This window comes from Pseudomonas sp. PS02290, assembly GCF_029960075.1.
Lineage (GTDB): Bacteria > Pseudomonadota > Gammaproteobacteria > Pseudomonadales > Pseudomonadaceae > Aquipseudomonas.
Window position 1 is genome coordinate 1 of the sequence record NZ_JASCOY010000006.1, and the last position, 14,049, is coordinate 14,049.

Consider the following 14,049-nt stretch of genomic DNA (forward strand, 5'->3'; position numbering starts at 1 on the left):
AGCTCACTCCTACAATGACCGCATCGCCCTGTAGGAGTGAGCTTGCTCGCGATGAGGCCAAATCAGTCACCACCAAAATTATTTATGCCGCTGCCGACTGATGAAGATCGCCAGCAAAATGATTCCGCCCTTGATCACGCTTTGCACATACGGCGAGACGCCCAGCATATTCAGGCCGTTGTTCAGCACGCCCAACAGCATCGCGCCCACCAGCGTGCCGATGATCACGCCGCGCCCGCCGGCAATCGACGCGCCGCCCAGCACTACGGCCGCGATGGCGTCCAGCTCGAAACCGACGCCAGCGTTCGGTTGCCCGCTCATCAGCCGCGACGACAACACCAGCCCGGCAATCGCCGCCGTCAGCCCGCTGATCGAATACACCAGCAGCTTGAACCGAGAGGCGCGCACGCCGGACAGACGCACGGCTTCTTCATTACCGCCGATGGCATAAACGTAGCGACCGACACGGGTGTGTTGCAGCAGCACCCAGGCGAAAAAGTATGTCGCCAGCATGATCAGAATCGGCACCTGAATGCCGAACAGCGTGCCGCGTCCGAACCAGGCGAACCAGTCCGGCATGCCCGCAATCGGGTAGCCGTCGGTGTACATCAGGCCCAGCCCGCGAGCGATGCCCATGGTCGCCAGCGTCACGATGATCGGCGGCATTTTCAGGTACGCGACGAAGATGCCGTTGCCCACACCGAAGCCCACGCCAATCAGCAAACCGACAAGGATAGCGATCGGCGCCGGCACGCCTGCGACCATCAGGCCGGTGGTCAGCGTGCCGGACAAGGCCATCACCGGACCCACCGACAAATCGATGCCGCCGGTGAGGATCACGCAGGTCATGCCGACCGCGATGATTGCGTTGATCGACACCTGGCGGGCGATGTTTTCCAGGTTCGCGCCGGTGAGAAACTTGTCGCTGGCGAAGATCATGAAGACCGTCACCACCACCAGACCGACGAAGGGGTAAAACGCTGGCGAACGGATCAATCGAGCGAAGTTGAGCTGCATCCGGTTGGGCTGAGCGGTCATGGTTTTAATGGAGGTGTTCACTGTTCAGACTCCCGGTGGCGTGGCGCATCACTTCCTGCGGATTGATGGCCGAAGCCTCCAGCACGTTGACGATAGCGCCCTTGTTGAAAACGGCCACGCGGTCGCACATACCGATGATTTCCGGCAGTTCCGAAGAGATCATGATGATCGCGAAGCCTTGTTCGGTGAGTGTGCGCATCAGGGTGTAGATCTCCGCCTTCGCGCCGACGTCGATGCCTCGGGTCGGCTCGTCGAAGATCAGGATGTCGCAGTGGTGATTGATCCAGCGCGCGATCACGACCTTCTGCTGATTGCCGCCGCTGAGATTAATCACCCGGCTTTCACAACTTGGCGCCTTGATCGACAGCTGCTTCATCAGGTGAGCGGTGGTGGTGTCTTCCTTGTGCCGATCAAGCAGGTGCGCCGCGCCTTCGTACTTGCCCAGATTGTTCAGGGAAATGTTCTCGCGAATGCTGAAATCCACGATCAGCCCTTCGCTCTTGCGGCTCTCCGGCAACAGGCCGATGCCACTGGCCAGCGCTTGCGCCGGATCATTAAGGTGCGCCGGCTGGCCCCGCAGCAGCACATCCTTGCTGACCACCGGCAACGCGCCGATCACGCCCAGCGCCAGCTCCGTGCGCCCGGACCCCACCAGCCCGGCAAAACCGAGAATCTCGCCCTTGTGCAGATTGAAACTGTTGTGCGGGCCGTTGCGGGTGAGCTGGATATCACGCACTTGCAGCACCACTTCGCCTTGAGCGCGGGACTGCTTGGGCGGAAAGCTCGCTTCCAGACGCCGCCCCACCATCATCTCCACCAGCGTGTCGATGTCGCTGTTGGCGACGGTCAGGGCGCCGACATTGGCGCCATCACGCAGCACGCTGATGCGATCGCAAACCTGAAAAATCTCTTCCAGATGGTGAGAGATGAAGATCACCGCCACGCCCTGGCTTTTCAGTTCGCGCATGATGTCGAACAACAGCTCGGCCTCGGACGGCGTCAGGGTGGCGGTAGGCTCGTCGAGAATCAGCAAGCGTGCTTCAAGGGCCAGGGCCTTGGCGATCTCGACAAACTGCTGCTCGGCGACGCTCAAGTGCTGCACCGAACAATCCAGATTGATCTTCACGCCGAGGCGGTCGAACAGCGCGATGGCTTTCTCGCGCATCTCGCCTTTTCGCAGCAAGCCGAAACCGTTGACGATCTCGTGACCGAGGAAAATATTCTCCACGGCATTGAGATAGGGGATCAGGCTGAACTCCTGAAAAACAATGCCGATGCCGGCGGCAATGGCCTCGTTGTAGGTCGCGAAATGCTGCTCCGCGCCATCAATGAGAATGCTGCCTTTGTCCTGATGTTCGACGCCCGCGAGGATCTTCATCAGGGTCGATTTGCCCGCGCCGTTTTCGCCGAGCAGCGCGTGAATTTCGCCGCGCTCGACCTGCAGGTTGATCGACTTGAGCGCCTGCACGCCGGGGTAGCTTTTACAGATGTTTTCCAATTGCAGAAGGCAGCTCATGTGCACCTCGTCGCAGCAGAACATCGCTGCGCAACTCACATCAATCCGTGGCGCCCGCCTGGGCAAACAAGACTCAGGCGAGCGGCGCCACGCCCCTTACCAGGTGAAGGTCTTGGCCTTGGCCTGATCCACCAGCAGGATGTCGACCGGAATGGTCGCCGGGACTTGTGAGCCCCACGTCTTGGCGAGCGCCAGCCCGAGGGCCAGACGTACCTGGTCGCGAGGGTACTGAGCGGAAGTGGCGATGAACTTGCTGTTGGGCTTCTGGATTTCCTTGATGGCTTCGGGCGCGCCATCGACGCTGGTCAGCTTGACGTCCATGCCACTGGATTCGATGGCCGCCAGGGCGCCAAGGGATCCGTTGTCGTTGACGCTGAACAGGCCTTTGAGATTGGGCTGCGCCTGCAGCATGTTTTCAGTCACGGTCAGCGCTTGATCACGCTCTTGCTTGCCGTTCTGAATGCTGACGATCTTGATGTCTTTGTACTTGCCCAGGGCTTCCTTGCAGCCGCGCACGCGCTCAAGAATCGGCACCACCGCGATGCCGTCGAGAATTCCGACGTCGCCCTTCTCGCCGATGTTCTTGGCCAGGTAACCGCAAGCCTGCACGCCAGCGTCGAAGTTCTTCGAGCCGACGAACGAGTCCAGCGGGCCATTGGCTTGAGCGTCGACGGCAACCACGACCACGCCTTTATCGTGGGCCTGTTTGACGGCGGACTGAACACCGACCGAGTCGGTCGGGTTGATGATCAGAATATCGATGCCCTTCTGCAGCATGTCTTCGATGTCGCTGATCTGCTTGGACACGTCATGGCGCGCGTCAGTGACCAGCAGCGTTGCACCGATGCTGGCAGTGGCGTCCTGAAGGGCGTCCTTCATGGTCACGAAATAGGGGTTGTTGATCTCTTGAAACGAAGCGCCGATTTTCAGCGGACCGGTCTTGGCGGCGTCGGCGGCTTGAACGTTGATGGCGGTGCCGCAGGCGACAGCCACAGCGAGGGAACAGAGAGCGGCGGAAAAGCCCTTCTTGAGGCGAGTTGTCATAGCGAAAAATCCCGTTGTTTTTATTGTTTAAGCGGAAATGTCATCGTTAACATTTTCGAAATTAGCAGAGAAACAAGGGGTCCGCAATATCCGCCAGCGACCGTTGGTAAGCCCGTGACGAGTACCGTTCGGGGAGTGCCCCGCACTGGCCCGGCGAGGACGACCCCATGGGATTGAAACCTTCGTCGCGTTGACAAAATTTGCGGGCCCTGTCGATAATCCTGCAAACGTCATACGACAACCGATGACACCATAAAAACAACATCAGAATCAGGGCTTCCCACGATGACTGAATTCAACGCCCAGGCCCCGCTCAACCGCATTTTGCTGACGGGCGCCGCTGGCGGCCTCGGTAAAGTCCTGCGCGAAAGCCTGCGTCCATTTGCCAAGATCCTGCGCCTGTCCGATATCGCCGACATGGCACCGGCCGCCGGCCCCCACGAAGAAATCCATATCTGCGACCTGGCCGACAAAAAGGCGGTTCACCAGTTGGTCGAAGGCGTTGACGCCATCGTTCACTTTGGCGGCGTCTCGGTCGAGCGGTCCTTCGAAGAAATCCTCGGCCCGAACATCTGCGGCATCTTCCACATCTACGAAGCGGCGCGCCGGCATGGCGTGAAGCGCGTGATCTTCGCCAGCTCAAACCACGTCATCGGTTTCTACCGTCAGGATGAAGTCATCGACGCCAGCGCTGTGCGTCGCCCGGACAGCTACTACGGCCTGTCGAAATCCTACGGTGAAGACATGGCCAGCTTCTATTTCGATCGCTACGGCATCGAGACCGTCAGCATCCGCATCGGCTCCTCATTCCCTGAAGCGCAGAACCGCCGCATGCTTTCCAGCTGGTTGAGCTACGACGACCTGACCCAGCTGATCGAGCGCGGGCTGTTCACCCCGAACGTCGGCCACACGATCGTTTACGGCGCGTCGGACAACAGCAAGGTCTGGTGGGATAACCGCCTGGCCAATCACCTGGGCTATCAGCCGAAAGACAATTCCGAGCCCTTTCGCGCCAAGGTCAAAGCGCAGCCGATGCCGGCGTCCGACGACCCCACCATGGTTTATCAGGGCGGCGCGTTCGTGGAGTCCGGGCCGTTTGGCGACGAGTAAGGATCGACGACGACCAGGCCGACTGCGAGGTCGGCCTTCCATAGTAAAAATCCGGGAATGATCGTCATGGACGCAGAGCTGATTCTCGATGCACGCAACGCCACGGGTGAATCGCCAGTCTGGAACGCTCAGGAACAGGCACTCTACTGGGTCGACATTCCGGCCCGTCGCCTCCATCGCTGGAGCCCGCAAGACGGTCGCACCACGCACTGGGAAGCACCGGAAATGCTCGCCTGCATCGCTCGCTACGAAGATGGCAGCTGGCTGGCCGGCATGGAAAGCGGCTTGTTCCGCCTTCATCCTCAGGACGATGGTACCGTCACCACGCAACTGCTCAGCGGCGTGAAACACGCCAGCGACAACATGCGCTTCAACGACGGTCGCTGCGATCGCCAGGGCCGTTTCTGGGCCGGCACCATGTTCATGGACATGGCAAAAGCGTCGCCGGTGGGTTCGCTGTATCGCTACAGCGCCGGCCAGGCGGAGCCGCTGACTGCGCAGCTTACCGACATGATCGTGCCCAATGGCCTGGGGTTCAGCCCGGACGGCTGCATCATGTACCTCTCCGATTCCCACCCTTCCGTGCAGAAAATCTGGGCCTTCGATTACGACATCGACACCGGCACGCCGCGCAACCGCCGACTGTTCGTCGACATGAATCACCACGCCGGCCGCCCCGATGGCGCAGCAGTCGACGCCGAGGGCTGCTACTGGATCTGCGGCAACGATGAAGGCGTGATCCATCGCTTCACCCCCGAGGGCAAGCTGGATCGCTCGCTCAAGGTGCCCGTGAAAAAGCCCGCCATGTGCGCCTTCGGCGGTTCGGGTCTGGACACCCTTTACGTCACCTCGATACGCCCCGGCGGCGACATCAGCGACCAGCCGCTGGCCGGTGGCGTGTTCGCGTTACACCCTGGCGTCCAGGGCCTCGAAGAACCCCTGTTCAAGGGCTGAGCCACACACTCGGCCCCGCTCTGCCGCTCAACCGGTCTGGACATCGTCGAGCGGGTAAAACGCACTGCCATCCAGATGGCCCGCCACGTGGTTTAAAGATCGCAAAGTGTCCCTGACATATCTCGCGACACAATAGCGTTACACGCAGCACCCCTCTGGTCAGGGGATCTTGCGTCGATCTGTTTCATAAATGGACGAAAAAGTGAGCTTTTCCCGCGAAAATAAACATTTTGAAGTATTCTTTCCGTGCACATGGATAACCCTGTGCTAGCTGCTAGGCTTCGGCCTCGCCCGGCTGAAACGGCACGTCTCAAGCAGTAGGTCCGATGGGCTTCTCCGTTCCTCGGTCTACGTCATGAGGTTGCCGCCAGATGCCCTACACCACTTTTTCGGAAGCTCAGGTCCAGAGCTTGATCAAGGCCATCGACAGCGACGGATACGCTGTCTTGCCCGGCTGGGCCAGCCCTTCCCAACTCAAAGCACTGCAAGCGCTGGTCGCCCGCACGGTTGCCGACTGCGGCAACGATTACGTGGCACTCTCGGGCCGACAGGCCGTGCAAGGGACGCCGCTTCATGAATGGGGTACATCTCGGGATTTCATCGATTTATGTCGGCGCATTGTGGCGGGCGTCACCGGTGATCGCTCCAGCGAAAATGGCTTGACCCAGACATTACGTTGCCTGACCGGTAGCGGCGGTCGTCGCGAATCGCTGATCTTCCACTACGACTCGTTTGTGCTGACCACCATCCTGCCGGTCTGCATGCCCACCAGCGGAGAACGCGGCGACCTGCTGATGCTGCCGAACCGTCGGCCGATCCGCCGCACCTACTTCGCCAACCTGCTGGACAAGGTGCGAGTGGACAACGGCTGGGTGCAGCGCCGTCTCAGGAGCAAAGTCACCAGAGATGAAAAAGCGTTCACCCGCATCGCCATGCAACCCGGCCACCTGTACCTGTTCTGGGGCTATCGCTCGCTGCACACCAATATGCCCGTGGCCGAAGACGCTCTGCGCGCCACGGCGGTGTTTCACTATCACAACGTCCACGGCAGCAGCTCGCTGGCCAGCCGACTGCGGAGATCCCTTGGCAACTGGAAAGGTCAGGGTTTGCAGGAGGATGCACCGCAGATGTGAGGTGATCCAATGGCGCAGGAATCTCTTGGGCTTATGACCTTCAGCCCATGACATTAACCTCACGCATAAACTCTCCTTCTATATTTATGCCAAATTGTGATTAGCGGACCGCCGATTTATATCCTTATGATCTGAGCCACAACAGCTCAGATCGAGGTTACGGACATGGCGATTCAGATCAAACCCGTTGCGGGGAAAATCGGTGCCGAGGTGAGCGGCATCAAACTCTCCGCCGATGTCTCCGCGCAGGATTTTGATTTCATCAATCAGGCGCTGCTCACGCACAAGGTGCTGTTCTTCCGTGAGCAGTTTCTCAACGACGAGCAGCACGAAGGCTTCTCCCGCCGTTTCGGCGATCAGGTCCCTCACCCCACCGTACGTTCCGCTGAAAAAAGCAGTGCCATCCTGCACCTGGACGCGAAGGAAACTCGCGCCAACTCCTGGCACACCGACGTCACCTTCGTCGCCAACTACCCGAAAATCTCGATCCTGCGCGGGGTGGTCATCCCGCCCTACGGCGGCGACACGGTATGGGCCAACACGGCAGCCGCCTACGCTGACCTTCCCGACAGCCTGAAAACCCTGGCCGACGGCCTGCGCGCACTGCACACCAATGTCTATGACTATGCGGCGCCCCGAGACACCGGCGAAGCGGGCGTGAAACGCTACCGCGAACAGTTCACCGCCGAAGTCTATGAAACCGAACACCCACTGGTGCGCGTGCACCCCGAAACCGGCGAGCGCAGCCTGCTGCTCGGCCACTTCGTCAAACAGATTCAGGGCGTCAGCAGCAACGACTCGAAACAGCTGATTCGCCTGTTCCACGATCGCATCACCCATCTGGACAACACCGTGCGCTGGCGCTGGAACGAAGGCGACGTGGTGATCTGGGACAACCGCGCCACCCAACACATTGCCGTGAACGACTACGGCCAGGCCGAGCGCGTGGTGCGTCGTACCACTGTGGCGGGCGACATTCCGGTCGGCGTCGACGGACGCGCCAGTCAGGCCATCAAACCCACACCCGAAACCCTCTCGCCCAAAACAGAAGCCGACAAGAAACACCTGGCTGCCTGATTGAGCGTCACCCACTTTCCAAGGAAGAACCGTCATGGCAAACGCCAAGCGAACATCTCTATTCAGCAAAACAAGCGTAGCTACCGCACTGGCGGCGCTGCTGATGATGCCCTTGGCCGAGGCCGACGTTCTGCGCATTGGCGTAGCCAGCGCCGGTGGCGGTGATCCGGTCACGTTCAGCGGCTCGCCGTTAGGCATCGTGCGCAACCAGCAGCTCCTCGAAAAAGCCTTCGCCGGCACCGACACCGAAGTGCAGTGGTTCTTCTTCAAGGGCGCCGGGCCGGCCGTCAACGAGGCGCTGTCTAATCAGCAACTGGACTTCGCTTACGAAGGCGACTTGCCTGCGGTAGTCGGCCGTTCCAATGGCCTGGACACCAAATTGCTTGCGGCCATCGGCGTGCGCTCGAATGTGTATCTGGCCGTGCCGAAAGGCTCCGACATCAAGACCGTCGAAGACCTCAAGGGCAAGAAGGTCGCGGTGTTCCGTGGTACCAACGGCCATCTGGTTTCGATCAAATTGCTTGCCGATCACGGCATGACCGAGCGCGACCTGAAAGTGATCAATCTGGACAGCGGCAGCAGCCAGGCCGCGCTAGCATCCAAAGGCGTCGATGCCGCATTCGGCGGTCGCGAGCTGTTCAAGCTGCGCGATCAGGGGCTGGTCGACATCATCTTCGACAACCCTGACAACAACGTGCGCTACACGCGCCAGTGCGCCCTGGTGGTTCGTGGCGATTATGAAAAACAGCACGCCGACAACGTGCAAAAAGTCGTCAACGTACTGGTCGATGCCGCGCGATGGGAATCCGAAGCCGGCAACCGCGACGCCGTGCTCAACGAGTGGGCGAAGACCAATGAACCGCTGGCCTCGCTGCAGGCTGACTTCAATCGACTGGATTTGCGCGACAGCGCGTCACCGCTGGTGGATGAATTCCTGCGCGACCGCTATCAAGCCGTCGCCGATCAGGCCAAGGACGAGAAAATGATCCGTCGGCCAGTGAGCGTTGACGGCTGGTTCGACACCCGCTATCTGGACAACGCGCTGAAAGCCAAAGGCCTCGAGCACTACTGGACCGCCTACGGCGCAGACGGCAAAGCCGCGAGCACAGCGACGGCGTCTTCGGACAAACCCGTCAACAACGGAGGCTGACGCCATGGCCCGAGCCACCGCTGAAGCCCTTGATCGGCAGCACCTCCCGGCGAAAACCCTGGCGCCGGTCAAGCGCCTGCCCCGTTCACCGTCGCGTGCCCCTCGCCGCGTCCCGGTTGTCAAAACCGCCACGGCCTGGCGAACCCGCGCTGCCAACGTCGCGCTGGCCTGGCTGCTGCCCATCGCGCTGCTGGGGCTGTGGTACCTCGGCACTGAACGCGGCTGGTTGTCGGAGCAAGTGCTGCCGCCGCCCGCGTTCGTTTACCAGACGCTGGGCGATCTGGTCAGCAGCGGCGACTTGTGGCTAAACGCTTCCGCCAGTCTGCAGCGCGTGCTGGTGGGCTTTCTGATGGGCTCGGTGCTGGGCATAACCCTGGGGCTGGCGATGGGTTTGTCGAAAACCGTGGAGGATTACCTGCTGCCGACCTTCAACGCGCTGGTGCAGATTCCGGTACTGGGCTGGATGCCGTTTGCGCTCTTGTTGTTCGGCATCGGCGAGCCGCTGAAATACGTGCTGATTGCCCACGCCGCGCTGGTCCCGGTGACGCTGTGTACGCTGCAAGCCTTCCATGAAGTGCCCAAGCGCTTGCTGGAGGTGGGCCGCGCGTACGGGTTCAGCCAACGCCAGATCGTCACCGATATCGTCCTGCCCTCCGCCGTTGCGCCGATCTTCACCGGCCTGCGCCTGGGCTTCACCAAGGCCTGGCTGTCGCTGGTGGTGGTTGAGCTGTTGGCGTCCAGCGAAGGGCTGGGCTACCTGATTGCCTACGGTCGGCAGTTGTTCCAGCTGGATCTGGTCATGGCCGCCGTGGTGGTGGTCGGCACGATTGGTCTGCTGATTGATCGCGGGTTCGAGTTCGTCGAGCGGCGCCTCAACCGAGGCCGCCCGAGCAAGACCGGGAGACTCGCATGAACACACTGACAATCCCGCAAGCCGGCCAGACCCACCGCTATCGAGGATGGGTCGTGCCGATCGTGGCGGTCGCCGTGTGGTGGCTGGCGTCGAGTCAGGGCTGGAGCAGCTCCGGCTTGTTGGTCTCGCCGCAAAAGGTTGCGGTCACCGCCTGGGAGCAAGTGACGTCCGCGCAGTTCTGGCGCGCGATTTCCGCCAGTCTTGCGCGCGACGTGAGCGGCTTCTTCATCGGCACCACATTGGGCCTGGTGCTCGGTTGTCTGCTGGGGTTTTCACGGCTGTTCGAGCGCCTGGTGGGCCCGAGTTTCAACACCTTCAAACAGATCTCGTTGTTCGCCTGGATCCCGCTGATCTCAGTGTGGTTCGGGCTGGGCGACGTCGCCAAAGTGGTGTTTCTGTCACTCGCCGCACTGGTGCCGGTGGTGGTCAATACGTGCGACGGCTTGCGCAGCGTCTCCCCCGCGCTGCTGGAAGTCGCGAAGGTCTACGGCTTCACCCGATGGCAGACCATCATCGGCGTCATGCTGCCGGCAGCACTGCCTTCGATCTTCACCGGCATCTATCTGGCGCTGGTCTATTCGTGGCTGGCGACCATCGGCGCGGAATACCTGCTGGTATCAGGCAGCGGCATCGGCAACACACTGATCGATGGCAGCGAGCACTTCATGATGGACCTCGTGCTGTTCGGCATGATCGTCATCGGGCTGGTCGGTTGGGGACTTAACGTCCTGGCGCGCCTTCTTGAACGACGCCTGCAACAGCTGTACGGCATCGCCCCGCGCTGAAGCCATCGTGTTCAGCCTCAATCGACTCTCTCGCTTCGCTAAACCGAATTTCTGAAGGAAAGCCCATGTCCGCCACTCAACCGCTTACCGCACAGCCCGTCGCCCGGGCCATCTCCCCATCGCAGGGCAATGGCCTGCGTCTGGAAAACATCAGCAAGCGCTTCGCCAGCAGAGGAGCCGACACCCAACTGCAGGTGCTGGATAACGTCCAGCTGGACATCGCGCCGGGGGAGTTCATCACCATCGTCGGCGCCAGTGGTTGTGGCAAATCGACCCTGCTGAGGCTGATCCTCGGCCTGGACGAAGAATTTGACGGCCGCATCCTGCTGGACGACAAGCCGATCAGGGGCCCGGGCCTGGAGCGCGGCATCGTGTTTCAGGATCACCGGCTTTTCCCGTGGCTCACGGTTGAGCAGAACGTCGCGGTCGGCCTTAAAAACGCGCCGCTGAGTGCGGCGCAGAAAAATGAGACCGTGCGCGAACACATTCAGTTGGTGGGTCTGCAGGATTTCACAGGGTCGTACCCACACCAGATTTCCGGCGGGATGGCGCAACGGGTGGCGATCGCCCGAGGTCTGGTCAATCGGCCCAGCGTGCTGTTGCTCGACGAACCCTTCGGCGCGCTGGATGCGCTGACCCGTACGCGATTGCAGCGTGAGTTGCAGCACATCTGGCAGCAGGAAAAGATCACCATGGTTCACGTCACCCATGATGTGGATGAAGCGGTTTATCTCGGTGATCGGGTGGTGGTGATGCAACCGCATCCGGGGCGCATCCGGCGTATCGTCGACGTGGACCTGCCACGCCCGCGCAATCGCAGCGACGCGCGGTTTATCGAGCTGCGGGATGACGTGCTCAGCGATTTCGCGGAGTTGTCCTAGCGGGTGAAGACGGCCTGCGACGCAGACGTCAACCGTGCTTCAATCCGACGCATCCACCGACACACGATTGCGCCCGTTCTTCTTGGACTCGTACAGCGCCTGGTCCGCGCGTTCGATGAGCATCTTGTAGTCGTCCATGGGCGAGGTCATGTCAGCGACGCCCAGGCTGATCGTGCAATGAATGGCTTCGCCTTCCTGCATGACGTCCAGCGCCTCGACGGCGGCGCGCAGACGCTCGGCAAACATGGCGCCGCCCTGCTTGTCCGTATCGGGCAGCAGCACCGCGAACTCTTCGCCGCCGTAACGACCCGCGATGTCAGCGTCGCGGATGTGCTCACGCACCACGTCCGCCACCCGCTGAATCACCCGGTCGCCGCATTGATGCCCATAGGTATCGTTGACGCGTTTGAAGTGGTCGATGTCGAACATCACCAGTGCCGCCGTGGTGCCGTAACGCACATGCCGTGCATGCTCCAGACGCAATGCTTCTTCCCAGTGGCCGCGGTTGTACAGGCTGGTCAGGCGGTCGGTGCTCGATAGCTTCTGCAGCTCGCGGTTGGCCGCCTGCAACTGCAGACGGTTTGTCGCCACATCGGTGACGTCGTAAATCACCAGACACACATGGGTCACCACGCCGGTCGTCGACCGCAGCGGAAACATCGTGGTGTTCTGGTACATGAAGTCTTCTTGCCCGGTGATGGGCTGATAGCTCTTGAAGCGAACCAGAAAAGGGCGCTGCTCCCAGATCGTGAACGCTGGGGTGCCGAGGGTAATCACGCTGTCGATCTTGTTTTTCAGCCAGCGCTCGTTGATCTCCGGGAACAACGAAAAGAACGAACGGGTCGCCGCTTCGTAGGACAGGATCCCGGAACGGTTCTCCATGAAGGTGTTCCAGACCTGCACCCGGTATTCCTGATCCAGCACCACCACGCCGACGTCGATGCTCTGCGTCACGGTGAGCAGCCAGTGCAATTCCTTGAAATCGATACGATCGTTCATGAATCAGCTCATCAGGTGGGCGAGTTTCCGCGACAGCAGCTCGACCGAATCTTCGGTGAACAACATCAACAGATCGAAATGGATGTTATGACCCTCCAGGCTGTAACTGATCTCCACAGCCAGGGTCTTCTTCCAGCGCCGCTCGTTGAGCCGGATCAGCTCTTCAATGCCGCTGTGCAATCCCAGCACTTGCGGATGGCCCTGGGAAAATGCGATGTCGAGCTGCTCTGCAATACCGCTCAGACAGGCGCCGATCAGGATGGAGGACAGGTCCAGCAACATTTCCATGTCGGAATAGTCGGCGTCATCGATCTTCATCAACTGCGCCATGTCGGCGATTTCCGAATCATGGAACAACAACAGCGCCTCGCCGGCTATGCCACCACCAATGTAGCCCTGACACACCGCCGTGAGCCGGTCGTTGGCCTGGGCATCGGCCAGCGCCATGTGCAACTCGCCCACTTCCAGCATGTTGACGTTAGGCACCGGCAGTTGCACGAATACGCCCAACACCCGCGCCAGCAAAGCGGCCGCGCGGCCCATCGCGACGTTCACGGTCTCGCGGAATGCGTCGTTAAAACTGATCTCCGCCTGATCGAGGCCGGATGCCGGAGCCAGCGACTGATCGGCGCCCTCCCCCAACAGGCCCAGCCGCTGGAGGGTCTCCTGCAACTGATCGGGATCGGCCGGTTTTTTCAGGAACGCCAGTGCGCCCAGTTCGAGGGTACGGCGCACCGCCTCCTCCTGAACGTCGCCGGAGACGACAATGACGCTGGTCTGCAGGCTTTCCGCGCGGATGGCCGCCAATGTCTGATAGCCGTCCATGTCCGGCATTGTCAGATCCAGCAGCACAACGCGGCCCAGACCCTGACGAATCGCCTCGATCCCTTCACGGCCATTGGTTGCCGTGGTCACTGAAACATCCCACTCGGGCGGCAGGGCCCTAATGAGTTGCTTCCGCGCCATGTTGGAGTCGTCGCAAATGAGCAAGGGAATCGTGGGCATCTACTTCTCACAGCAAAAGAGTTTCAGGCCTGGCCCGGTGTAAGGCAGCGTGACAAAGGGTGAGCAAAGCGTCATGCCAGACTGTAGCTGATGACACGTCATCAAAGCGTCAAACCTGTGGGTAGATTCTCTACCCGTTCCACAATGGGCTGCGTGATATGCAATTAATGTGCACAGCTGATCCGATTCATTTCGGATGGATTGAAAAAATCCTTCCATTTGGATATCAAGAAGCGCAGAAGGGTAACCCAGCGGGTGTGGCGAGAATATGTCAAACGCTCTGGCGCTGGTGAAACAGCGAGGAGGATGGGCTGAAATCAGGGCATAAAAAAGCCCCGACGCGGGCGTCAGGGCTTTTGGTGGCCGCATTGCTGCGGCCTTTCGCATGAACCTGGATCAGTCAGCTGACGACTTTCACACTGTCAGACAATTGTTCCGAAGGCT

At 60.6% G+C, this 14,049-nt stretch carries 13 protein-coding genes; 8 read left to right on the forward strand and 5 right to left on the reverse strand.

Going from position 1 to position 14,049, the window contains the following annotated elements; genetic code table 11:
- Positions 1-78: 78 nt before the first annotated feature.
- The 3 genes from QMX88_RS05070 to QMX88_RS05080 form a co-directional block, all read right to left on the reverse strand.
- Positions 79-1,038: an ABC transporter permease gene (locus tag QMX88_RS05070; RefSeq protein WP_336620214.1), complete on the reverse strand. Its 960-nt coding sequence runs from the start codon at positions 1,036-1,038 to the stop codon at positions 79-81.
- Between the two features lie 4 nt (positions 1,039-1,042).
- A complete protein-coding gene (locus QMX88_RS05075; protein ID WP_282366920.1) occupies positions 1,043-2,554 on the reverse strand; it encodes a sugar ABC transporter ATP-binding protein in 1,512 nt (503 codons plus the stop codon).
- 96 nt (positions 2,555-2,650) lie between these two features.
- Complete coding sequence (locus QMX88_RS05080) at positions 2,651-3,598, reverse strand: substrate-binding domain-containing protein (RefSeq protein ID WP_282366922.1); 948 nt, start codon at positions 3,596-3,598, stop codon at positions 2,651-2,653.
- Positions 3,599-3,883: 285 nt separating this feature from the next.
- On the opposite strand from QMX88_RS05080, the gene QMX88_RS05085 reads away from it, so the two are divergent.
- The 8 genes from QMX88_RS05085 (at position 3,884) to QMX88_RS05120 (ending at position 11,601) form a co-directional block, all read left to right on the forward strand.
- On the forward strand, positions 3,884-4,708 hold the full coding sequence (locus QMX88_RS05085) for an NAD-dependent epimerase/dehydratase family protein (protein ID WP_282366924.1): 825 nt from the start codon (positions 3,884-3,886) through the stop codon (positions 4,706-4,708).
- A 66-nt stretch (positions 4,709-4,774) separates the two neighbouring features.
- Complete coding sequence (locus QMX88_RS05090; protein ID WP_282366926.1) at positions 4,775-5,662, forward strand: SMP-30/gluconolactonase/LRE family protein; 888 nt, start codon at positions 4,775-4,777, stop codon at positions 5,660-5,662.
- 371 nt (positions 5,663-6,033) lie between these two features.
- Positions 6,034-6,795 (forward strand): hypothetical protein, encoded by a 762-nt coding sequence (locus tag QMX88_RS05095; RefSeq protein WP_282366928.1) that lies wholly within the window; start codon positions 6,034-6,036, stop codon positions 6,793-6,795.
- Between the two features lie 165 nt (positions 6,796-6,960).
- Positions 6,961-7,872, forward strand: coding sequence for a TauD/TfdA dioxygenase family protein (locus QMX88_RS05100; protein WP_282366930.1), 912 nt, complete (start codon positions 6,961-6,963; stop codon positions 7,870-7,872).
- Positions 7,873-7,906: 34 nt separating this feature from the next.
- Complete coding sequence (locus QMX88_RS05105) at positions 7,907-9,022, forward strand: ABC transporter substrate-binding protein (RefSeq protein WP_282366932.1); 1,116 nt, start codon at positions 7,907-7,909, stop codon at positions 9,020-9,022.
- Between the two features lie 4 nt (positions 9,023-9,026).
- Entirely contained in the window at positions 9,027-9,935 is a 909-nt protein-coding gene (locus tag QMX88_RS05110) for an ABC transporter permease (protein ID WP_282366934.1), read from the forward strand.
- On the forward strand, positions 9,932-10,720 hold the full coding sequence (locus tag QMX88_RS05115) for an ABC transporter permease (protein ID WP_282366936.1): 789 nt from the start codon (positions 9,932-9,934) through the stop codon (positions 10,718-10,720). Before QMX88_RS05110 ends, QMX88_RS05115 begins: the two co-directional genes overlap by 4 nt.
- A 65-nt stretch (positions 10,721-10,785) precedes the next feature.
- Complete coding sequence (locus QMX88_RS05120; protein ID WP_282366938.1) at positions 10,786-11,601, forward strand: ABC transporter ATP-binding protein; 816 nt, start codon at positions 10,786-10,788, stop codon at positions 11,599-11,601.
- A 39-nt stretch (positions 11,602-11,640) separates the two neighbouring features.
- On the opposite strand, the gene QMX88_RS05125 is transcribed toward QMX88_RS05120, so the two are convergent.
- Positions 11,641-12,600: a sensor domain-containing diguanylate cyclase gene (locus QMX88_RS05125; RefSeq protein WP_282366940.1), complete on the reverse strand. Its 960-nt coding sequence runs from the start codon at positions 12,598-12,600 to the stop codon at positions 11,641-11,643.
- Between the two features lie 3 nt (positions 12,601-12,603).
- The gene (locus tag QMX88_RS05130) at positions 12,604-13,605 is read right to left on the reverse strand and encodes a response regulator (protein ID WP_192173304.1); all 1,002 of its coding nucleotides are present in this window, start codon (positions 13,603-13,605) and stop codon (positions 12,604-12,606) included.
- Positions 13,606-14,049: the final 444 nt, after the last annotated feature.

Bases quoted from the DNA above. Each gene is read 5' to 3' on its own strand.
- QMX88_RS05070 (WP_336620214.1), bottom strand. From the start codon at position 1,038: ATGACCGCTCAGCCCAACCGGATGCAGCTCAACTTCGCTCGATTGATC.
- QMX88_RS05075 (WP_282366920.1), bottom strand. From the start codon at position 2,554: ATGAGCTGCCTTCTGCAATTGGAAAACATCTGTAAAAGCTACCCCGGC.
- QMX88_RS05080 (WP_282366922.1), bottom strand. From the start codon at position 3,598: ATGACAACTCGCCTCAAGAAGGGCTTTTCCGCCGCTCTCTGTTCCCTC.
- QMX88_RS05085 (WP_282366924.1), top strand. From the start codon at position 3,884: ATGACTGAATTCAACGCCCAGGCCCCGCTCAACCGCATTTTGCTGACG.
- QMX88_RS05090 (WP_282366926.1), top strand. From the start codon at position 4,775: ATGGACGCAGAGCTGATTCTCGATGCACGCAACGCCACGGGTGAATCG.
- QMX88_RS05095 (WP_282366928.1), top strand. From the start codon at position 6,034: ATGCCCTACACCACTTTTTCGGAAGCTCAGGTCCAGAGCTTGATCAAG.
- QMX88_RS05100 (WP_282366930.1), top strand. From the start codon at position 6,961: ATGGCGATTCAGATCAAACCCGTTGCGGGGAAAATCGGTGCCGAGGTG.
- QMX88_RS05105 (WP_282366932.1), top strand. From the start codon at position 7,907: ATGGCAAACGCCAAGCGAACATCTCTATTCAGCAAAACAAGCGTAGCT.
- QMX88_RS05110 (WP_282366934.1), top strand. From the start codon at position 9,027: ATGGCCCGAGCCACCGCTGAAGCCCTTGATCGGCAGCACCTCCCGGCG.
- QMX88_RS05115 (WP_282366936.1), top strand. From the start codon at position 9,932: ATGAACACACTGACAATCCCGCAAGCCGGCCAGACCCACCGCTATCGA.
- QMX88_RS05120 (WP_282366938.1), top strand. From the start codon at position 10,786: ATGTCCGCCACTCAACCGCTTACCGCACAGCCCGTCGCCCGGGCCATC.
- QMX88_RS05125 (WP_282366940.1), bottom strand. From the start codon at position 12,600: ATGAACGATCGTATCGATTTCAAGGAATTGCACTGGCTGCTCACCGTG.
- QMX88_RS05130 (WP_192173304.1), bottom strand. From the start codon at position 13,605: ATGCCCACGATTCCCTTGCTCATTTGCGACGACTCCAACATGGCGCGG.